Annotated in this window: 21 protein-coding genes; 17 read left to right on the forward strand and 4 right to left on the reverse strand. The window is 55.8% G+C overall.

What is annotated here, in order from left to right; all coding sequences use genetic code 11:
• Position 1: 1 nt before the first annotated feature.
• Together BLV47_RS33290 and BLV47_RS33295 are read right to left on the reverse strand one after the other, a co-directional pair.
• Positions 2-541, reverse strand: coding sequence for a tetratricopeptide repeat protein (locus BLV47_RS33290; protein ID WP_208605343.1), 540 nt, complete (start codon positions 539-541; stop codon positions 2-4).
• A 10-nt stretch (positions 542-551) separates the two neighbouring features.
• A complete protein-coding gene (locus BLV47_RS33295) occupies positions 552-1,514 on the reverse strand; it encodes a DNA replication terminus site-binding protein (RefSeq protein ID WP_092320721.1) in 963 nt (320 codons plus the stop codon).
• A 185-nt stretch (positions 1,515-1,699) separates the two neighbouring features.
• Between BLV47_RS33295 and BLV47_RS33300 the strand changes: the two genes are divergently transcribed.
• The 13 genes from BLV47_RS33300 (at position 1,700) to BLV47_RS33360 (ending at position 12,462) form a co-directional block, all read left to right on the forward strand.
• Entirely contained in the window at positions 1,700-3,325 is a 1,626-nt protein-coding gene (locus tag BLV47_RS33300) for an SEL1-like repeat protein (RefSeq protein ID WP_092320722.1), read from the forward strand.
• Positions 3,326-3,353: 28 nt separating this feature from the next.
• Positions 3,354-3,932 (forward strand): DUF922 domain-containing protein, encoded by a 579-nt coding sequence (locus BLV47_RS33305; protein WP_092320723.1) that lies wholly within the window; start codon positions 3,354-3,356, stop codon positions 3,930-3,932.
• Positions 3,933-4,063: 131 nt separating this feature from the next.
• On the forward strand, positions 4,064-4,552 hold the full coding sequence (locus tag BLV47_RS33310; RefSeq protein ID WP_167365739.1) for an RDD family protein: 489 nt from the start codon (positions 4,064-4,066) through the stop codon (positions 4,550-4,552).
• Positions 4,553-4,737: 185 nt separating this feature from the next.
• Entirely contained in the window at positions 4,738-5,049 is a 312-nt protein-coding gene (locus tag BLV47_RS33315) for a hypothetical protein (protein ID WP_092320725.1), read from the forward strand.
• 162 nt (positions 5,050-5,211) lie between these two features.
• The gene (locus BLV47_RS33320) at positions 5,212-5,826 is read left to right on the forward strand and encodes a YjfI family protein (protein ID WP_092320726.1); all 615 of its coding nucleotides are present in this window, start codon (positions 5,212-5,214) and stop codon (positions 5,824-5,826) included.
• The gene (locus BLV47_RS33325) at positions 5,827-6,531 is read left to right on the forward strand and encodes a PspA/IM30 family protein (RefSeq protein WP_092320727.1); all 705 of its coding nucleotides are present in this window, start codon (positions 5,827-5,829) and stop codon (positions 6,529-6,531) included. It abuts the gene before it with no gap.
• Positions 6,532-6,623: 92 nt separating this feature from the next.
• A complete protein-coding gene (locus BLV47_RS33330; protein ID WP_244169011.1) occupies positions 6,624-7,130 on the forward strand; it encodes a rhomboid family intramembrane serine protease in 507 nt (168 codons plus the stop codon).
• Positions 7,131-7,190: 60 nt separating this feature from the next.
• Positions 7,191-8,219: an ion channel gene (locus tag BLV47_RS33335; protein WP_092320729.1), complete on the forward strand. Its 1,029-nt coding sequence runs from the start codon at positions 7,191-7,193 to the stop codon at positions 8,217-8,219.
• Positions 8,216-8,875 (forward strand): DUF2491 family protein, encoded by a 660-nt coding sequence (locus tag BLV47_RS33340; protein WP_092320730.1) that lies wholly within the window; start codon positions 8,216-8,218, stop codon positions 8,873-8,875. The genes BLV47_RS33335 and BLV47_RS33340 overlap by 4 nt, the downstream gene beginning before the upstream one ends.
• 11 nt (positions 8,876-8,886) lie before the next feature.
• On the forward strand, positions 8,887-9,315 hold the full coding sequence (locus tag BLV47_RS33345) for a DUF350 domain-containing protein (protein WP_092320731.1): 429 nt from the start codon (positions 8,887-8,889) through the stop codon (positions 9,313-9,315).
• Positions 9,316-9,336: 21 nt separating this feature from the next.
• On the forward strand, positions 9,337-10,122 hold the full coding sequence (locus BLV47_RS33350) for a DUF1190 domain-containing protein (protein ID WP_092320732.1): 786 nt from the start codon (positions 9,337-9,339) through the stop codon (positions 10,120-10,122).
• A 10-nt stretch (positions 10,123-10,132) separates the two neighbouring features.
• Positions 10,133-11,290: a glutathionylspermidine synthase family protein gene (locus BLV47_RS33355; RefSeq protein WP_092320733.1), complete on the forward strand. Its 1,158-nt coding sequence runs from the start codon at positions 10,133-10,135 to the stop codon at positions 11,288-11,290.
• A 95-nt stretch (positions 11,291-11,385) separates the two neighbouring features.
• Positions 11,386-12,462: a COG3904 family protein gene (locus tag BLV47_RS33360; RefSeq protein ID WP_092320734.1), complete on the forward strand. Its 1,077-nt coding sequence runs from the start codon at positions 11,386-11,388 to the stop codon at positions 12,460-12,462.
• Between the two features lie 44 nt (positions 12,463-12,506).
• On the opposite strand, the gene BLV47_RS33365 is transcribed toward BLV47_RS33360, so the two are convergent.
• The gene (locus BLV47_RS33365; RefSeq protein WP_092320735.1) at positions 12,507-13,151 is read right to left on the reverse strand and encodes a Fic/DOC family protein; all 645 of its coding nucleotides are present in this window, start codon (positions 13,149-13,151) and stop codon (positions 12,507-12,509) included.
• 500 nt (positions 13,152-13,651) lie between these two features.
• On the opposite strand from BLV47_RS33365, the gene BLV47_RS33370 reads away from it, so the two are divergent.
• Positions 13,652-14,794 carry an extracellular solute-binding protein gene (locus tag BLV47_RS33370; protein WP_092320736.1) on the forward strand — a complete coding sequence of 381 codons (1,143 nt, stop codon included), beginning with the start codon at positions 13,652-13,654 and terminating at the stop codon, positions 14,792-14,794.
• A 306-nt stretch (positions 14,795-15,100) separates the two neighbouring features.
• On the opposite strand, the gene BLV47_RS33375 is transcribed toward BLV47_RS33370, so the two are convergent.
• Positions 15,101-15,472: a hypothetical protein gene (locus BLV47_RS33375; protein WP_143038353.1), complete on the reverse strand. Its 372-nt coding sequence runs from the start codon at positions 15,470-15,472 to the stop codon at positions 15,101-15,103.
• Positions 15,473-15,782: 310 nt separating this feature from the next.
• On the opposite strand from BLV47_RS33375, the gene BLV47_RS33380 reads away from it, so the two are divergent.
• The 3 genes from BLV47_RS33380 to BLV47_RS33390 all read left to right on the forward strand — a co-directional run bounded on the left by BLV47_RS33380 (position 15,783) and on the right by BLV47_RS33390 (position 21,404).
• On the forward strand, positions 15,783-20,063 hold the full coding sequence (locus BLV47_RS33380) for an RHS repeat-associated core domain-containing protein (protein WP_167365741.1): 4,281 nt from the start codon (positions 15,783-15,785) through the stop codon (positions 20,061-20,063).
• A complete protein-coding gene (locus BLV47_RS33385) occupies positions 20,060-20,515 on the forward strand; it encodes an ankyrin repeat domain-containing protein (protein WP_092320739.1) in 456 nt (151 codons plus the stop codon). Before BLV47_RS33380 ends, BLV47_RS33385 begins: the two co-directional genes overlap by 4 nt.
• Before the next feature lie 478 nt (positions 20,516-20,993).
• Positions 20,994-21,404 carry a TraR/DksA family transcriptional regulator gene (locus tag BLV47_RS33390; RefSeq protein ID WP_092320740.1) on the forward strand — a complete coding sequence of 137 codons (411 nt, stop codon included), beginning with the start codon at positions 20,994-20,996 and terminating at the stop codon, positions 21,402-21,404.
• Positions 21,405-21,408 lie beyond the last annotated feature (4 nt).

The raw sequence follows: 21,408 nt of genomic DNA on the forward strand, positions 1-21,408 counted from the left end.
GTCAGGAATCCAGCAAGTTGGTAATAGGCGCGTGACGTTGTACGAAGTCCATATAGGCATCGATCACGCTCTGGTCCGCGCGCTCACCGCATGCATTGGCGAGTACCCGGTACGCTTTGAGCACGGAAGGGGCAAACATTGCACCGCCGCTCTCAAACAGCTTTGACAGTTTAACGACCGCAATCGGAAGTCCGGCCGCAGCTGCCCGCTCAATCATTTCGAGGCCTTGCTCGGGATTCGACTCAGGACGCTGCATCAGGTAGTGCTGCATCCCGAGCACCAGTAGTGCATGGAGAGATGCTGGATTCGTTGCGCAGGCTCTACGGAGCCAGTAGTCGCCGCGATCTTCATTCGTCGCGACGCCAAGGCCTTGCCGGAGGCAGCGGGCTACTTGGTACATGGCTTCAGCATTTCCCTGCTCTGCCAAGTCGAGGATTTGTTGGTAGGCCTTGCTCTGTACCTTTTGGTCGCCGGTGGCCAGATCGGCAGTCAAGGTTGCAAGGGCAGCGGTGCCCTCGCGGCGCTGGTGCGGAGTGTGCAAGTTTCTCTCTCTAAACTGGGCGCTTCCTGGTGTTTCGGGTGCTCTCCCTGACAACGGGGCCTTTCGACGCTGACTGGTCCAGGTAGCGGAACACATTCATGGCGTCGATATACGGCTCTGTCATCAGTTTGGCCCTTGTCGATCGTTTCTTGGGCGTAACCGGCGCTTCAGGGTCATAGTCCGTTAATGGCTTCACTGAAGGCGGCAGGCATGACAACTCGTACACAAATGGGACGGAAGCATTGGTGATGTAGGGTTTCCCCCCATCCTGAACTCTCGCTCTCACATGTGGCGGCAAGATCCGACGTACTGCTACGTGCTCATTTGAAGGCAACATCGAGAGACGTTCAATCGAAAGTGCCAGTCTGAAGTTCAGGGTGTCTGGTTCGCACTGCCGGCTTGAGCAGACATCACCTTGCAGATCGATCAGCTTCTGGCTCCATAGCTCCACCAGCTCGCCTGCCGTGTAGCGGGTGATGGAGTCGCCAATATCCCAGTAAAAGCGGATGCGCAGCGGGTCGCTCAGGGTCGGAATCATCCTGAGTGTCTGGTAGCTGGAGATGTTGTGGTGCGCTCGCCACATTACCCGCCGATCTTCGGTGCTCACCGGTGCCAGCAGGTTGATCATCTCCATACGGATCTGATTACAGGCGTTGACCTGATCCATCGCCGCCCGGCTGATCGCGCAGGCACCGGGAATGCGGAGGGATTCCTTCGGATGCTGTCCCGGCCGCAGCCACATCGCAGTGAGCGCATCGATCGCCTCTTTTCGGAGTTCGTTGTCGCTCATGGTCATTACCGAGATGCGCTCACGCTTCGGGACGGAGGGCGCTTTTCTGAGGGGAAGGGGGAAGAGGGCATCCACACGGATACAGCCTGGCTGCTCAAGCAAGAGCCTCAGCTTGTCCAATCCCTCTCGAAGCTGTTCGACCAGCTCCTTGTGTCCCTGGGCGGGGCTTAGGTAAATGGACATCGATATCTCCTGGCGTGCATCCACTGTACGGGTTCAATACATGATAACGGCCCGGACTCGAAGGCATGGCTTCAATGGTGGCCGTTACCATGACGATTGCCGGTGATTCGGTTTGAGAACAGGCTCTTCGCTTGACCGATCAGGGGCATTTGGAAAACTACGTTCTTTTGCACAGGAGCAGTCCATTGAGTCTCGCGTCGTCGTTCGAGAAATCTGACCACCTTGGTGTCCTTGCGAAGGCCTGGTGGACTGCACTCCAAGAGCGCATGAGTAAAGCCGGCGTTTCGAGCACGGTGAAGACCTCTTCCCAGGAAGCGGCCTCTCTCATCGCGCCTGCTGCGCTGGCAGCTCATGTGGTTCGACAAGCATATCCAGCTCAGAAAGAGCTGCGGGTGCTGGTGCTGGGGCGCGACCCGCTGTTCCGTTTGGACGGAGGCCGCTGGCTCAGCTACGCAAACGACTTCCTCGGTGTTTCTGGGCAAATCGAGTTCCTAACCCTCATTGATGAAGAAGCGCCGACATCTTTCGGGAGTGTGGCTTCCGAGCTGGCGCTGTCGAGGGCAAAGCCGGTTACCCCGGATCAAGCTGTGTCCGGGGAAGGTTCCCGTGCCGATCTGGTGATATGGGTTCACCCGGTCAATGAAGTGGAATCCCCGGAGAGTGAGCAGCAGGCTGCGCTGGCTATCCGCCTGGCTGAGTCCGGCGTTCCCGTCTATTCATGCCACTTCAGTGAGTTGGATCACCTCTCACAGGACATCATCGTCAACCCCTGCGGTTGGAGCTTCCAACTTCTGGACGAAACCCCGGTGAATCGCTTCGGTATCTCACTCAATGGCACTGGCATCAGGGGAGGATGGGGCGCGGTTCTATCACGCCTCGCTCGCGCATCAGGCAACATGCCAACGGCTAGTATCAGTGCCGTTCGACACGCCTTTGCGGTCTTGAGGGAAGAGGGCGGCGGCAGTTCAACCTGGAATCTCGGCGACCAAATCAGAGGTCCGGCCGGTGAAGGTGGCAAGTTGGTTGGTCTGCTCGGCGGAATGGCGGTGGATACCGCCAACGGTCGCGTTTATCACGTTAGCCCGGATGCAAAGTCGCTCGATATGATCGGTCAGATGCCGGGGCGCTTCCTGCGAGAGATGCCCCAAGACCTCAAAGAGCTGACCGTATGGGCTTCGCGGGCGTACCTCAACTTCCTCACCGAGCTGCCCCCGGACGAGAAGCAGAGGAAGGTTGTCGTCGGCATCCTGCAAAACGCTATTGATGCCGGGATCGATGAAGCGTGCGTCGGCCTTGCCCGGTGCTATGAGGCAACCAATCGCCAGCCATATCTGAACGAAGCTGATCGCCTGTATCGCTCTTGCGCAGCCCGATCACCCATGGCGGCCTACTACGTGGCACACCAGTGCATGACATCAGACCCGGCCAAGGGCCATGAACTGCTCCATTTCGCGGCAGAGCATGCTTACCCATTTGCGCTTTGCGATCTTGGAATCAGCCTTTACCAGAGCGCGGACACAAGACAGAAGGGGCTTGATCTGCTCAAGCAGGCATCCGCCGCCGGCGACGTGACGGCCTCATATCACTTGGCTGTGCTGGCGGTTCAGGTAGGGCAGTACGAGGAAGCTAAGTCCTACCTCAAGGGCCCGGTGGAGTGTGGCGACGGGGAGTGTGCTGAGTTTTACCTGAAGATCGTCGAGGCCCAGATTAAGTCAGGGGCAGGCGACCGGAAGGCGTACAAGAATCAGCAGTCTTGGGTTCGCACCCGGATGAAGAAGATGAAGGGAAGGGCGAGGGCGGAAAGTGCGTAGCAAGAGGCCTTGGCTTCCTCTCGTGCTCATGCTTCTTGCCAGTCATCAGGCAAAGGCCAAGCCGGTTACCGACTTCGAGCTTCAACACTACGAGGTGACCGGCAGCACGATTGCCGAGATCAAGCGGTCGATGGCCAAGAAGTCACCCATTCGCACCGGCAACAAGGGGTTTGGCGGTGTCACGGTGTGGTCGCTCGATACCACCTATACGACGGTGGAAACCCCGGACGGTGGGTGCGAGGTTCGCGATCCGAAGGTGTTCCTGAAGGTCAAGATCGTGCTGCCGAAGCTCAGGCCAGGGCCGCGGCTGTCCCGACAAGCACGGGCTGAGTGGGAGCGGTTCCTCGGGGCCTTGCGCGCACACGAGATGCTGCATGCTAAAAACGGCCTCTATACCGCTGAGACCATCGAGAAGCGGATGACGAATCTCCGGACGAAGGTGAGCTGCCACCGGACGAAAGAGGTTCTCAATCAGGGCAGTCAGGCGCTCATCTCAAATATCACCCAGCGGGACCGGGACATGGATCGCGATACGAGGCATGGTGAGACGCAGGGTGCTTACCTGGACGATCGTGTGGATTTACATCAGCAGGCGGTCAGGCGCTGACAGGGGGCAGGTCTGAGTCAACTGCCGATCTCCCCAAAGAATCAATGGTCAGGGACTGCATGTGGCGTCATCGCCGTCGGTACTCTGGCGTTACTCTCTTCACTGCCAACATAGATAAAACGGAGTTTCAAATGGTCTACGCAGGTTTCTGGCTACGTCTTGCTGCATTCATTATCGATGCAGTGATCTTATCCGTACTCATCTTCGCCATAGTGTTCTGTCTGATTTTCATCCTGGCGCTCACTGGTACAGTCGATGAGAACCAAATTTCGGCTGTCGTACAGTTGATCAATTTGGTGGTGGCGCTGGCCTACTACGTCGGCTTCGAGACCTCTCGCTTCCAAGGCACGCCGGGGAAAATTGCCCTCAAGATCAAGGTGTCCGACGAGCATGGTCAGCGCGTGACTCATCTGAGAGCGGTTGGCCGGTACTTTGCTCGTGTCCTGTGCATCCTGACTCTGGGTATCGGGTACCTGATGGCAGGCCTCACAAGGCGCAAGCAAGGTCTGCATGACCTTGTGGCTGGATGCCTGGTTCTTTCGGCCAATGCCCCAGCTACTGACCTCCCGAAGACTGAGCCGGTGTCAGCCGGTCAGCCGCTGAGCCTCGACAAGGCCTGAGCTACTCCCCGCCTGCAAAGAGTTCTTGCGCCCCATCGCTGATGGGGCTCACCTCAAGCATCAAGTCTGGCTATGCCACTTGGCGTGCCCTGGTCGTCGGTGCGTGCTAATAAAGCGACTTCTTGAACCTGTCACGGCTAATTCAAAAGGGCATCCCGTGACGCATGAAGTCTGGTGATACGCAAATGACCGTTCCAAACAAGAGAAGTCGTCGGTCTCCGAAGATTCAGGAGCAGGGCAACGTCTTGGTTCTGCGCTGTGCTTCCGCGGAAGAGCATCAACAAATGACCGCGCTTATTGAGCAGCTGAAGCGGAAGTCCGTCCGCCTGCTCAATGCCGATGGCGATCGGGTAACTCTGCATATCCTCCAAAAGTATGCTGAGACGCCTGATGGAAGTGAGCTCACCTTCACGCCAGGCATTCTTGAGGCGTTCAGCGGGCAAGATGCCGTCGCCCCGATGGAGCTTCTTCGCAAAATGGCGAGCATGGCGTTCTAGCCCCGCATCAGGCCCGGCTTGATGTCGGGCTGTGGGTGCTCAGCCCCAATCGTTCCGAAGCGTGACATTTCTCACTGTTAGACACTCACTGTGAGTTGCAAAAGCCGCTCACAGTGATAGCTTATTCCTCAGACCAATAGCGGAAGTCGGCGAGAGAGCCAAATGAGGAAAACATCGACCGATTACATGCGGGAGAAGCGAGCAAAGCTGAGAGTCCTGGGCTTTGTCCCCAAGGAAGTCTGGGTTTTACCGGAGAACACGGGGCTTCTTGGAATGCTCGAACTAAAGCTTCGTCACCCTGTTGAGGCTGACGGGATCAAAATGGAGAAAGTGATGCACGCGGAAAACTGGAACATCGCAAAACTGGCTGAAGCCCTGTCCACACACGAGCTGGTCAGCGGCGGCAAGGCCGGCCTGACCGTCGTCGAGGGTGCCGATCAAACCATCCAGCTCTCGATGAACGAGCTGGGCGGCCTGCCGATCTTCATCGCAGTCACCGGCGAGCAGATCATCGTCGACACCATCCTGGTTGAAGCCGGTGAGGTTACTGACCTGGCTGCTTTCAATGCCGCAGTGCTGCGCTCTCGTGACCTGCTGCCGCTCTCTTCGATCGGCCTGGAAACGCTCCCGAGCGGCGAGGACGTTTATTCGATCTTCGGTGCCCTGAGCTCTGGTTCGAGCTTGGCAAACGTGATCACCGAGATCGAGACGCTGGTTGAGAACATCCAGCGTGCCACTGAAATCTTCCAAGACATGTTTGTGCAGGAGAGCAATTAAATGAGCGCCACTCAACCCTCCCTGATTAAGCGCCTCTTCACCGCCCTGCGCGGCGGTGCAAACGAGATCGGTGAAGCCCTGGAGCAGACTCAGCAGCTTCGCATTCTCGATCAAGAGATCCGTGATGCGGGCAATGCCCTGAGCACTGCCGAGCAAGAGCTGACCAAGATCATGGCCAAGGAAAAGCTGGCTGCGAATCGAGTCACTGAGCTCAGCGCCAAGATCCAGGAAATGGAAGGCTATGCGGTTGCCTGCCTCGACGCTGGCAATGAAGGCCTGGCCCTTGAGGCCGCTGAACGCATTGCACAGCTGACTAACCAGCGCGACGAAGAGCAGAGCCAGGCCACCGACTTCGGTAAGCAGGTTGCCACGATGAACGAACAGATCGCGAAAGCCCGCGCAAACGTCCAGGCGCTGCGTCGTCAGGTTGACCGGGTTCGTGCTCGTGAAAGCGTTCTGAAGGCTCAGGTGGCAGTGGGCCGCGCCGGCGGAGCTGCAAACGGCAAGGTGGCTACTGCCGCCTCTACTTTGGCCCGCATCAATGCCCGCCAAGAGGAAACTGCCGCTCAACTGGAAGCAGAAGAGCAAATGGCGGCAATTGCCACCGGTGATGATCTGGAGAAGAAGCTGCGCGAAGCGAACATCATTCAGGCCGGCGCTAGTGGTAAGTCGGTGCTGGAAGGTCTGCGTAACCGCTCGAAGTGATGGAATCGAGCGGGGCTCTGCCCCGCTCGATTGGAAAGGGAGGCAATCTGGTGAGGAACGCCATACGGCTTGTCATAGCCATTGCTGCGGCAATGGTGTTCATCCACATCGTGAACGCTATTACAGGGCATCAGCTCTCGCAGTTCGGCCTGATTCCGCGAAGCAAGGACGGGCTGTTCGGGATAGTGCTCTCTCCCTTTCTCCACCAATCATTCGGGCATCTTGGGTCCAACATTGCGGCATTTGCCGTCTTGGGGGCGCTCGTTGCTGCATCGTCAATGAGCCGGTTCGTCAATGCCAGCCTGCTGATAATCCTGTTGGGTGGTTCCCTGGTCTGGTTGTTTGGCAGTACCGGCATTCACATCGGTGCAAGCGGCTGGGTATTTGGCCTCTGGGGCTACCTGCTGAGCAGGGCTTATTTCGAGCGTAACTGGAAAAGCATTGGTGTTGCCGCAGTGGTTTTCATCATCTACGGCGGCATGGTCTTTGGCCTCCTGCCGGCGTCTCGGGTCTCCTTTGAGTCGCATATTGCCGGCGCATTGGCTGGCATCTTGGCGGCCTATCTCCACGCGCCCCGCCGCAATACCCAATCGGCTTGAAGACAGCAACTCAGCCGTTAATGTCCATCAGGAAATCCAAGGCTTAGAACAGGAGCCGATATGGCGGTGTTTTTACTTCTCCGAGAAATCTTCGCAAACGTCTGGCGAAAACTAACTTGGTTTGCGCTCGGGCTGGTTATTGCCGCCCATGCATCGATTGCTTACCTGGGCCTTTATTTGGCTGGCGAGAAGCATCTGCTGGAGCCGGCGACATTCATTTATTTCTACATCACCACCACCGCTACGGTCGGATACGGTGACCTCGCCCCGCAGAGTGCAGGCGGGCGCGTGTTTGATGCGGTCTGGCTAATGCTTGGCGGGATCGCCCTGATCACTGCTGTGATCGCGAAAGTGACGAATTTGGTGATCGAACTATGGAGACGAAATATGAAGGGGCGCGGTGATTTCTCTGCTCGTACTGGCCACACCGTTGTTGTTGGTTGGGTTGGCGGCGAAAGCGACAAGATTATTGAGCTGCTTCAGCAGGATGATGCGTCGAGTGATGACCGGGTTGTTCTCGTAGATGCTGCTGCTGAAGAGAACCCAATGGATGGCGTTGTCGACTTCGTGCGAGGCGAGTCCCTTAGCTCCGAATCCTTGCTGATCCGCGCTGGAGTGCGCGGGGCAGAACGCATCCTCGTGCACACCTCTTCGGACGAGCAAACCCTTGCCACGGTTTTGACCATCAATGCGCTGAACCCGGTCGGGCATGTCGTTGCTCACTTCGAGTCGAGCGCTTCGGCTCAACTGGCGCGGAAGTACGCACCCAAGCTGGAATGCACGTCCAGCATGGCGACGGAAATGCTCGTACGTGCCGCCCAAGACCCAGGCTCATCCAAGGTCTTCTCCGAACTGCTTTGCGTGGGGGAGGGAGCTACTCAGTTCTCCTACAAGCTCCCGCAACTGTTCGCTTCGACGGTCGGTGATCTCTACCTCAGCCTGAAGAATGACTTCAATGCCGTGCTGATCGGGTACCAGGCCGCTGATGCTGAGGCTCCGGCGATCAACCCGGCGAACTCTACCCCGGTGAAGGGTGGCGTCATCTTCTACATCGCTGACCAGCGTATCGAAGAAGGGCATTTCGCATGAGCTGGCTTCGTCGTGTGATGGGGTTCGAAGCCCCGCCTAAGGCAGCAACCCCCGATCTGGAGACCCGAGCGCTGGGCCTCGCCAATGGCAAGCGCGTATCCATCGATCCTGATCTGGATAAAACCGTCTCGCCGCATCTCTGCCAGCCCGCGTTCTCCGGCGTCCAGTGCGTCTGGTCGTCTGGCGAGATCGAGCTGGGCCATGGGCACTTCCTGCATCGCTTCTACCTCGATGACGACGAGACCTGGATTCAGGTCCACACCTCCGGTGGCCTTGATGGATCGGTCGAGGAAGTGACCCTTTTCAGCTACGTGAGCGCTGATGTGGTCAATTCACAGTCCGAGCTCGCGCGCCTGGCTGGACCGGATAGCCCCATTGGGCTGCCGCAGTATTCCTACTGCGATCGCCAGTTCGAACGGGTATGGGGCACCGAGGAAGGCCAGACCGAGCTGGTCGCCTACCAAGAGAAAGTCACCAGTCCTGACCAGCGCTACGGGATCAAGCATCACGCGATGCTCTATGCGCGGGACACCGAACTTCATTCACGCAGAGAGTTCTTGCTGTTCTCTGCTGAAGAAGACGAAGAGGGCACCGTTACGCTGACCACATCGGTTGGCGTCAGCCTCTTCCAATCCGACCTCACGGTCTCTTACTGAAAGGAACTCCTATGCTTGAAGCTCTTCAACTGTCCCTGGCCCCTTCGGCTTTGGTTGGCTTCCTGGTCTACATGATCGGAGCGATCGCCCTCCTGGCCGCGTTCAAGGTGGTCTACACCCGCATTACTCCGCACCGTGAGTATGAGCTGATCCGATCTGGGAATGTGGCTGCGGCAATCGCGTTGAGCGGCGCAATCATCGGTTTCGCCCTGCCCACCAGCAACATCATCGCCAACTCGGTCAGCCTGCTCGATTTCGTTGTATGGTCGTTCATCGCTGGTGCGGTGCAGCTTGCCGCCTTCTACGTGGTGAGCCGTGTAATCAAAGACCTGCCGGAACGTATCAAGAACAACGATTTGGCGGCGGCGATTTACGTGGCTGCGGTGTCGATCTCCATCGGGATGCTCAACGCTGCCTGCATGACCCCATCGGCCGCGTAACTGACAGGGAAGGTGAGCCTTATGAAACGAAGTTCACAGTTGAAGCTGGGCATGGTCACGGCCATCCCGCTGGTGCTGTCTGCATGCTCTCAGCCCAATGAGCCGGCCGAGAAGATGATCAGCGGCAGTGTGAAAAACTCCTACGACAGCGTTCAGCAGTGCGTCGACGACAAGTTGCCCGTCGATGTCTGCTCCGATGCGTACATGGCCGCACTGGCACAGCACAAGAAGATCGCGCCGGCCTACAAGGACGAAGAGTCCTGCGAAGCTGACTTTGTGCCGGACTACTGCGCTGTTACCTCCGAGGGGCTCTTCATGCCAAAGCTCGGCGGCTTCGAGATCGCTGCTCAATACAGCCTCCCCGAAAGCCAGGTAGCGGCAATGAATGGCGGCTCACTGGCAGGCGTTGCTGCTCCAGTGTCAGCAGCGGCGGCCGGCGTCGCGTCGAGTAACGACGGCCTCCTGACCGGCCTCCTGCTCGGTCAGATGCTCGGCAATGGCTCAGCACGCTATTACAGCGAGCCGATCTACGTGCACCGTGACTCGCGCGGGGCATTCAGCCGCTCAACGCTTTCCCGCCAGATCAGCGCCGGCAAATCGTTCGAGCGTTCTGTTCAGGTGACCTCTGGCCAACGCTACACGACCGCTTCGAAGCCAAGCATCACGAGCGCCCTGAAGCGTCCGACCGCAATCAGCAGCAAGCCCGTTACTGTGGCAAGCACAAGTAGCCGCGGCGGATTTGGTAGCCAAAGTGCCGCGCGCAGTGGATGGGGCATGAGCAGTGGCCGGTCGTCGTTCGGCGGCTAAGGGGAGCTAGATGAAGCGGATTCAGTTTCAAGAGCGTCAAGGGTGGCAGGCAAAAGCAGAAGCAATGGGCTTCCGCTTCCACACGATCGGCGGTGAGCGCTACTGGGATGAGCGGAACTACTACCAGTTCACTCTCAACCAGGTCGAGAAAGACCTCGAAGAGCCCACCAAAGAGATCCATGAGATGTGCATGGATCTGGTCGGTCGCGTTGTCGAAAGCGAGAGCATGCTGAGTTTGCTGGCCATCCCACAGGCGTACTGGGATCTGGTCCGAACTTCGTGGAAAGAAGGGCACCCGCACCTGTATGGCCGGATGGATCTGGCCTATACGGGGGCAGGGCCTGCCAAACTGCTCGAACTCAATTACGACACCCCGACCAGCCTGTACGAGGGCGGGGCGTTTCAGTGGCTCTGGCTGGAGGACTGCATCGCTCAAGGGCTCCTGCCTCAGAGCGCAGACCAGTTCAACTCGATCCACGAAAAGCTTGTCCAAGCCATGCAGGAGCTTGGGGTGACCTCTCCGTTCTACTTTGCTTCGGTCAAGGGAAGCGAAGAGGACAAAGGCACCACAGACTACCTGCGCGACATCGCCAGCCAGGTCGGCATTGAAACTCGACACATCGACATCGAGGACATCGGGCTATCAGCGGCGGGCCGCTTCACAGACCTGGAAAACCGTTGGATTCCACACCTGTTCAAGCTCTACCCGTGGGAGTTCATGTTCCAGGAAGAGTTTGGGCCGGCAATCCCGACATCAGAAACTCAGTTCATTGAGCCTGCCTGGAAAGCGATTCTGTCGAACAAGGCTGTGCTGCCGTTGCTGTGGGAGTTCAACAAGGGGCATCCGAACCTTCTCCCCACCTTCTTCGACCGGGAGCCGGGACGGAGTGTGCCGGCGGGATGGGTGCGCAAACCCTTCTTCTCTCGGGAAGGCTCTAACATCGAGCTGCGTACCCAGAGTGGCGATCATGTCAAAGAGGACGGTCCATACACTGATTCGCCCTACATCATGCAGGAGTTCAGTCCGCTTCCGCAGTTCGGTGATTCGTACACCCTCATCGGGTCGTGGGTCGTCGGCGATCAGCCGGCCGGCATAGGCATCCGTGAGGATGACAGCCTGATCACCAAGGATTCATCCAGGTTCGTCCCTCACATCATCCTGGACTGACCCCGCTGTCCATGGCTGCGCTGCAAGGAATGTTGCAATCGCGCAGCCAACATAGGGCATGATTGCCCAATGTGAAATGGACTTCCGAGGGTCTAATGATTCGACGCATAGCTTCTCGGCTGGCGCTGGCCGCCAGCCTCATAGGCGCTTCGCACGGCGCATCTGCGCTGGATTTCTCCATCCCGCAGCACGACACCACCGAGCAATTCCATTGGGTGACGCATGACCTTGGGCTGCCCAGGATCTATGCGTCTGGGCTGATCGAGGCGGGCGATGCCGAGCGCCTCGCGGCCTTCCTCAAGGATACCGGTACCGACTCAGGCATTGTCCTCTTTAGCTCACCAGGCGGCTCCCTCCAAGAGGGCGTTTTGCTCGGGGAGACCATCAGAAAGCATGGCCTTTCAACGGGCATAGCTCAGTTCGACAACGGGGCAATGAGAAAGGCCGGGCAATGTGCAAGCGCTTGTGCCTATGCCTTTGTCGGAGGGATTCACCGGTATTACGAGGCCGGGGATCAGCAACTTGGTGTGCACCAGTTCTATGCATCCGGCCCAGATGCCATCTCCAGCAGTGAGACGCAGAAGATAAGTGGCCTCCTGGTCGCCTACTTGAAAGGCATGGGGGTAGATCCTCTGGCCTTCACCGTTTCGGCTAGTGCTGGTCCTGATGGGATGTTCTGGCTAACCACCGAACAAGCCATCGAGCTCCAGATCGCCACGAATGGGCTGAGTAGCGCTGTCGCAGAACTCAAGCAGGCTCAAGGAGCGACGTATCTCTCGGTCGAACAAGACAATGGCGGTCCACTCGGCCGTTTCCTGTTCTTCTGCGGATCGCAGCAGCAGGTAATGCTTGTCGGGGGCTTCGTCAGTACGCCTGAAGACACAGCCAATAAGCATGAATGGGCAACCTGGTCGGCGCTGAAGGTCGGCACCAAGACTATCTACCCCGTTCGCAAAGCCGATGATCCCCAAAGCATCAATCAAGCGGGATCTATGGTGTCCGCGGGCAGGACGCTGAGTCGTAGCGACATCATCACTCTGCTGAAAGAGCGTTCAGTTGGGTTTGTCTTTGGCGCAGATGGGATGCTTGCTTACGGGACAACTGCTGACCTGTCCCCAGTAATCTCAAAGGTTGAGGCCTTCGTGACTAACTGCACGGCTCCGGCCAGGTAGGAGCCGTGCATTGGATGACGGCCCGGAGCATCATCCAATAGGGTCTATGCCTTAATGGGGGCGGCGCTGATCCTGATTAGGCGTGCGAGGTCTTTGCATTCAGGGTCGTCTTCGGCCGAGATGCACGCATGCCGCATGGCCATGTCAGAAACGCCACCCCAGCACAGCTTGAAACCAGCTCGCTCAGCGAGCATCTTCAAGAACTCTCGCTGGGTACGACCATTACCCTCGCGGAAGGCGTGGATGATGTTGATCTGCCCCAGGACACGCCCGGCCTCTGAAGCAAATGCATGCAGGTCGCCGGCGAGATCAGCAAAGCACGAAGTCTTCAGGATCTGTTCCTGCACTGAACGAAAGGCATCAGGGATTCTGGAGTGTGGAAGGAAGCGGGTCTGATTCTTGCCGATATCCACTACTCGGATTTTTCCGGCCCACGGGTACACGTCCTGGAAAATCCATTGGTGGATAGCGCAGAGGTGATCGAGGTCGAAACTTCCGGGGATCGGCGCTTCTTGCAGCTCTAACATGCGAGCCATGGCAAGGTCAGCCTCGAAAGCTGACAGCGATTGGGTGTCGGTGAAACCACCAAGATTGGTCAGGACGCCATTGTCTTGAACGTATGGATCGTCTTCTGCGGAGTAGCCGGCGAGGTAGTAGTGGAGGTCGCTAGGGGCGGGAAGGGTGGTCATTTACATCCGTAGAAGGAACGGGCCATCGCTACCAGTTGAGCCGGCGTGATCTTGCCATCCCGGTAGTCGGACAGTTTCCCAGCCAAAAATGGGCTAGGGCGGGCGTTTTCCAGGTTGCTCGTTGCGAGAACATGGTCGACGTTCGCTTGTCGGACTGTTTGATGCGGGGTGCAAGCAATCATCATCACGAAACCTAGTTAGCGGTGGCTAAGGCCAATGTAGTCAGCGAGAGCCGGCATTTCAAGCTCTTACTGATAGCCGGCGCTAATCCACTGCGGCTACATCCCCACTGTAACGGCCCCGATTCGATTCGCTGCGGGCTGAAGCCGATCACCAGCTGATGGTTGCACAAGTCAGAACGGGGCGTCCTGGGAAATCGATGTTTCATGAGGGCACTTTGGCGTGCTGGCGCTGGGCGAGGGTGCTATCACAGGTCGTCGCTCGGATTAGGAAGTTCCGAGTCCTATAAGCCGGTGATCACGCATTTAGCGGAGTGACTGATGCAACTCACACGAATTTTCGGAATTGTGGCGGGGTGTTGTTTAGCGGTGGCCCAGGCCGCGCAGGCGGGTACACCGCCTTCGACTGGGGTTCCTGTTCTCAATGTCGCCAACTGGAACGACTACATAGACAAGGACACCATTGCTGCGTTTGAGGCAAAGCATGGCGTTGCCGTTCATTACGAGACGTACGTAGAGCATGGTGAGCTCATGGATGCCATCGACTCGAACCAGTTCGACGTTGTTGTCCCTGACTCGGTGACGCTTGGAAGCCTGATCTCGGCGGGCAAAGTGCAGCCGTTCGATACATCCAGCATGCAGGGATTCAAGGATGTACAGGCGATCCTGTCGGCCCGGATGCGTGCGAAGGATGCAAGCGGGCAGCACGCAGTCCCTTACATGTGGGGCCGTATTGGCGTTGCCGTTTACGCGCCCAAGGTGCGAGAAGCCCTTGGCGTTGAGGATATTCCCAACAGCCTCGATGTCGTCTTCTCACCGGAGAACATGCCCCGCCTGGCTCAGTGCGGAATCACGGTGATCGACAGTCACCTCGACGTTTTTGCGATGCTGATGCACTACAAGGGTCGCACCCTGGATCATGTCTCGGAGCGGAAGGTTCGTGAGTTTGGGACCTGGCTGAACGACCTCGCACCCTATGTCAGCAAGGTGGATGCATCGGACTACCTGGAGGACCTGCCGGCTGGCCGGAACTGCGTTTCGCTGGTATGGGAGGGTGACGGGCGAACCATGGCGAAGGAAAGTGCGAACATTGAGTTCTTCCTGCCCGCTGAAGGCACTGCGCTGTACATCGATTCCATGGTGATCACTGCCAGCAGCAAGAACAAGGAGCTGGCCGAGAAGTTCATCGACTTCATGGCTACGCCTGACATCGCGAAGCGGAACGCTGAATATACGTCCTACAACAGTCCGAGCATCACCGCGGCGCAGCAGCTGGAGACTGATGGCGTGATTGAGCCGCTGAGCATGACCGAGGTCCCGGTATTCCTACCGCCGACCATTAAGCCGGCGCTTGAGGAAAACCTGATTCATCTTTGGACGGAGTTCAGCGAGCGGGTTAATAACTCTGAACCAGAATCGAAGACTGCAAGTGCAGAGAAGCCTGGGGTCGGTGAATCGTCGTAACCAAACGGCATGCTTATGTTGGGCTAATAGAAAGGGGCGCAATTGCGCCCCTTTATAGTCATGGTTGTGAATGTGCCGTTTATCAGGATTGCTTCATGCGACGACCACGAATTGATACTTTAAGGATCAAGCTTAAGTCCAAGCGTCAATCCCTAGTGAAAGAATTTCTACTTCCCAAAAATAAAAGTCACAAGTAGGGGGTGGGCAATATATGCCTATCACTTCCGATTACCCTACTAATCGGAAGTATTAGGGCGAGGGTTCGGTAGTGTCCTTTTTAAACAGAAGCCTCGACTTTGTTCCAAGCTAGTCGATTGAAACTTCTTCGACGGTAATCTTCCTGTGCCCATGGGCAGCAACACACAGATCAGAATTATAGACGCCAACAAGCAATACGTCCTGATCGTGTCGGGATTTCGACTTCAGGTCCCATCTGGCCTTAATGCGGTCGTGCATTTCCTTCACTTCAGCATGACGGACCTCAATCCCGGCTTTCGCCACTACTCGATTTACCTCATCGGCAATCGGGTCAATGCTCGGCACCTGTCCTACGAGCTTGGATGCCATAGAGCACTCCAGCAAAGACTGAACTTGGTTCCTTGCACTATCGGCAGCGCTGTTATCTGAACACCCCGAGGTCATTGCGACCATCACGCCTGCCATCATTGCCATTCTCATCGACGAACTCCCGATCGCTTTGGTCTTGTTGGTTTTCCTCATCCTAGCTCTTCCCCTGGTGTGCGAATAGCTCATGCCAATCCGGGGCTTAGCTTTCGCGTGGGCGTTTTGGCTTGATGGTGTTCTGCATCCCGGTAATCTCTCGCCGACTTTATTGATGCAGGAAGCACTCATGCCTTTGAGCAAGCCGGCTCTACCCTCCCCTCAGGTTGAATCTCAGGCATCCGGTACAGCGTATGCCGCACACGGTAAGCCAAGCACTAGGTCCATGTGCTTGCAGCGCCCTGCCCTGAGCTTGATTGGAGCAAGCTTGATTTCATGCGCCAGCCTTGCGCATGCAGATACTGACCTTCTCCCACAGATCACGCTGAAATACACAGGCATTTTCTCCGGAGAGGCTTCTGATGCTGGGCAGGCATGTCAGTTAGCGCTGCCGTATGCAAACGACAATGATTTTGTTCGCTTCAAGAAGTACACAGAAGCGACGGCATATGTTGATCCAGAACTTGGGGCCGGATGTATGGCATCCGGTTTTTTATATAGCGGCTACAACCTTGAAGATTCAGAACCTTTCACGCAGTTTGAGAAGTGGATTTCTGAAGTAAAGGGGTGCCCTGCCGGATACGAGGTTGTTGAAACAGGCGATGAGCCAATGTGTCGCATCGGCGATCTGGCGGTTCAGAAAGGTGACCCTGGTTCAACATGCGAGGTTGAACCTGGCCTGAGCCCATTCCCAGGCAATCCTATAAATGTTGCAACTGGTAATAAGTTTCACAGCGAAGTTGATTTCACAACTGCTGGAATTCAACCTTTGACATTTGCACGCTTCTACAACAGTGGCGATGGTAGGTGGAGACATTCCTACTCCGCGAGGGTAATACAAGCCGAGCAAAGCGTCCTAGTTCAGCTTGAAGACGGTGTAGAGGAAAGGTTTGAAATAAATGGAACCATGATCTCAAGCCCTGGCGCACAACTTGGTGAGTTGGAAAAAGACGATGCAGGGTGGAAGTATCGGTCAAAAAGGAATGTGACCTACAGGTTTGGCAGTAATGGTTTGCTTGTCAGTAAGGCTTCAAAATATGGAACTGATGTAATTTCCAGATCTGGAAATGCGATTACAGTTCAGAATAACGGCGGTCGAGCACTTACCGTGACAGAGAAGGCTGACGGGTCTCCTATAAGCCTGAGCGCTGGCCCGATCAATATCGCGTATGAGTACGACGATCAAGGTCGCCTTATCAAGGCTGTCGATACCACGTCGCAGAGCCCTAAGACCAAAGAGTACCACTACGAAGACTCAAACTTCCCGATGCATCTGACTGGCATAACGGATACGAGTGGTGCCAGGGTAATGTCATGGGCATACGATGGTAGCGGGCGTGTAGTTTCAAGCCAGGGGCCTGATGGGACTTCACTGTTCACCTCTAACTATGATGTTCAGCGGACGGTAGTGACTGGTCCGCTAGGAGCGATGGATACCTATAACTTTGTATCTGTTGCCGGAGTTAGACGAGTCGCCAGCATTGAAGGTGAAAGGTTTGGTCGATGCCCCAATGTAAATAGTTCGTTTGAGTACGATGAAAAAGGTCATCTCGTATCTAAATCTGACAACCTTGGCGTGGTGACAAAATACGAAAGAGGTAGCGCGGGAGAGGAAGTTTCAAAGACATCCGCATACGGCCTTCCTGAGCAGTTCAAAGTAGAAACGACTTGGCACTCACCTGGAAGGCCCTCGGTGATCAAGACGCCAGCGACACGTTTCGAATTCGCCTATGACCAAAATGGCAATCTCATACGTCGCACAGCAGTGGACGCCCTCTCCGCTTCTGGTAGGCAGAGGACTACAACTTATGCGTATGACTCATCATCGCGCCTCATCTCGGTCGATGGGCCTCGCACAGATGTCAATGACACCCTCTCGTACGCATATGATGAGGTTGGTAACCTCTCGACCATAACCAATGCGCTCGGGCAGAAGACATACTTTTCAGACCATAACGTCCAGGGGAATCCAGGTCAGATCACAGACTCAAATGGGGTCGTAACGAGAGTGACATATTCACCTCAGGGCCTGGTTGAGCGATTGGAGTCCGATGGATTCGACACAGGCTATGAGTACGATGCGGCTGGCCGGGTGACGAAGTTTGTTCAACCTGACGGCGCGTGGCTGAGTTACAGCTACAACCAAAATGGCTATCTAACAACGGTTGAAAGGTCTGATGGTGGTCGTATTGAGTATTCTGTAGATCCAGCAGGAAATCGGACAGAAACTAAGATTTACGACAACAGTAGCAACCTGCTTTATACACAGAGCAAGTTCCTGAGTGAACTAGGTGAGGTGCTTAGGAGCACAGGTGGGTCAGGCCAGACGCACCATTTCGAGTATGATGGGAGCGGCAACCTGACTTCGGTCCTTAATCCAAATCTGGCTGTCTCGCTGAATGCATTTGACGGTCTCAATAGACTGGTCAATACCACTGATCCCATGGGTGGCAATGTTGCCTACTCGTATAACGCAAACAATCAGATCAACAAGGTTACTGACGCACGCGGTGTAACCACTCAATACAACTACGACGGGCTTGGGAATCTGGTCAGCCTGATCAGCCCGGATAGTGGCACAACTACCTTTGAGCATGATGATGCAGGGAACGTCGTTCGGAAAACTGATGCTCGCGGAGTAGTATCACTTTTCACCTACGATGCTTTGAACCGACTTAAGTCAGTCTCCTACCCCGCCACCCCTACCCTGTCTGTTCAGATGTCCTATGACATGACTCATGACGGAAATCGTGGGGTTGGTCGCCTGACAGCAATTCAGGATTCTGGCGGCCTAATCGGCTATCAGTATGATCCGCGCGGGAACCTGACTGAGCAGATTCGTTCCGTTCCTGTCCTGGCGCGCACGATTGATGAGGCTGTCGGCTACGGCTACGACGGCTCGAACCAAATCACCAGAATCGATTACCCGGCAGGCTTTAGCGTGCACTACAGGCGCAATGCTGGTCGTGTCACAGGTGTTGACCTTTCCGTTGGTTCAGGAGCCCCTGTTCCGCTTGCTACAGACATTCAGTATCTCCCCTTTGGGCCGGTGAGAAGCTTGGCATGGGGTAATGGCCTACACCTAAGCCGGACGTATGACCAAGACTACCGGCTGACCTTTCAGCAGACAGGTGAGACCTTTACTACCTACGGCTACGATCCGAATGGGAATTTGTCGTTCATCGGCAAGGGCCCCAGCGAGTCCTCAGAGTATCAGTACGACCCTCTGGACCGACTGATCGTGGAAGCGGATAGAGATGTTCGTAAGGCCTACAGCTACGACGGGAACGGTAACCGCCTGGCCAGGACGACCACATTCAGCATCGAACCACCTAGGGATGATGAGTTCCAGGCCCTGGAGATAGCATCGAACAGCAATCGGGTTTCAAAGTTGAATGGCGTGACGGTGGAAAGAGATGCCGCTGGCAACACTTTGAGGCAGCGGGATGGCATCCGTTACACCTACGACGCACAAGGGCGTCTGAAGCAGGTTTTTGATGGGTCCGAACTGATTGCAGATTACCGGTACAACTCACTTGGCCAGCGCACCGTGAAGCAGGCCTACGCCGGTGGCTCGGTTGTCACAACGTGGACCTATCTCTACGGGCAGGCAGGTGAGCTGCTCGGGTATTCCCAGTACGGGGCGGCCGGCAACAAGGTCAAATCCCAGTACATCGTGTGGCTGGGTCGGATGCCGCTGGCAGCCCTGGACATTGCGTACTCATCCGATGGTGTGTCGATTTCGAGCCTGAAGAAGCTCTACCTGCACAGCGATCACCTGAACACCCCACGCCTTGCTACGAATGACGCCCAGGTGCCTCAATGGCGCTGGGATAGCGATGCATTTGGTGTTGGGATGCCCAACCAGGACGTAGATGGTGATGGGGTGGCGGTTGACATAGCACTTCGCTTCCCCGGCCAGCTTTACGATGAGCACAGCCGCCTCTACTACAACTACTTCCGGGATTACGACCCCAACACCGGGCGGTACGTCGAAAGTGATCCGATTGGGCTCAACGGAGGGCTGAATACCTACGGCTATGTAGGCGGTAATCCGCTCAGTTTTTTTGATCCGTTTGGCCTAGATATAGCCGTGATAAATAACGGGCCTACACAAGATAATCCGATTGGTCATACGGCCATAGCTGTAACTGGAGCAGGAGTTTACAGTTTTGGTAATGGTACTGCGCTTGGCAGTAGTACTAGGTCTTATCTGTTAAGAGAGGCTCCGCGTCGCAACACAGTCGTTACTGTGATAAAGACAACTGCTGCGCAGGATGCAGCAGCTATCGCACACTTAAAGCAATATAAAAGCAGCAGGCTGCCTGATGCGGCAAGTGGAATAATTGCAAGTGAAAACTGTGCAAGTCGCGTAAGCGAAACCTTAGTTGCGGCAGGTCTCTCTGACGAATCAACCATTAGCCCTTGGAACGTAATAGTGCTAGGTGCTGATGCTGCCAAAGCTCAGGGCGGAAAAAACTACATTATCCCGCTAAACTCAACAGATATACCGGCTGAGCTATCTCAATTCGAGGCAAGTAATAAATGAAAATATTAACTATTTTACTCGCTGCCTGCATGATGGTCGGGTGTAATGGTGAACAGTCTTTAATGGATGATATATCGGCAAATAATGTTGCCAATGTTTCTGCTTGGCTGCATTCAAATAAGTCCCCTGATGAATATTTGGCTGATGGATGGACTCCGCTTACATATGCAAGCATGATGGGTAAAACAGAGATTGTTAAAATGCTAGTGAGTAATGGCGCTAGCATAAATAAGCCTGAGGGTGGTGGAAATACCCCTTTGTATTGGGCGGCCTTTAATAATAGTTACGATACGGTTTCTTACTTGGTGTCAGCTGGTGCTAACACATGTCCGGTGATGGAGGACAGAAAATCACCACGGGATATTGCTCAAGTAAAAGGTTATTCGTCATTGCTGAAAATAATACCTGAGTGTAAAAGCCAAAAAATTCATAGCGCTGATCAAGCTAGGTAGCGCTGGCTGATAAAAGCCGTAGTAATTAAAATCGGGCCAATTATTTTGGCTCAACCCAATATCTCCTAAGCCCAGCCACGCGCTGGGCTTTTTTCAGACACGATTTAGCCGATTGCCTTGCACCTCGCAGCGCTCACTTTAGGGTTTCTACCTGTCAGTTTGTGCAGCAGGGTTTTCAGGCCTTTCCGGCACAGTGTGTCAGGTTGGGCCGGCAGGGTGTTCAAGTTGATGCAGTCCCTATACAAGGACAGGCCTCTTGATTAGGGCTGCCTGGCACGGCCTTGGAATCACCACGCCCCGCGGATACCCCTCTGGGCATCCCCGTTGTCTGCCAACCCCTCCTACCCCCCCCCCGCACTATCTCGCGCCTTTTCGGCTCATTGAGTGAACACGTGTTTCGCGACCCCGTTTTGGCTTGAAGGGTCTGATTCTGTCGTTAATCTCGCTAGCCGACTCAACGAATGCGCAGGGTTTGTAGATGCACGTAGAAAAGCCGGCTAATCCCCTCCCCCAGGGCGAATACATGGGGGCCGAGCAAACGGAGTTCTTCCGGAAGCTGCTCCTGGAGAAGCATGCGGATCTATCGCAGCGGATATCAGACCACGTTAAGGGAATGCAGGTGCAGGAGCGCGTTAGCGATGACCTGGACAAGGCAGCCCTTGAGTACGAGCACTCTGTAGGTATTCGGCTGTTGGACCGCCTTCGTGCGGACCTCGCAGCTGTTACGGCTGCCATCAAGCGGCTAAGTGCAGGTGACTACGGCTACTGCGAGTCAACCGGTTTGGAAATCGGGGTAGATAGGCTGCTCCTTAATCCAGCAGCAACGCTCTGTTTCGAAGCAATGCAGTACCGGGAACTTCAGGAAAAACACCTTCGGCGTTCTAGCTAGAACT

Source organism: Pseudomonas saponiphila (genome assembly GCF_900105185.1).
Classification (GTDB): Bacteria; Pseudomonadota; Gammaproteobacteria; order Pseudomonadales; family Pseudomonadaceae; genus Aquipseudomonas; species Aquipseudomonas saponiphila.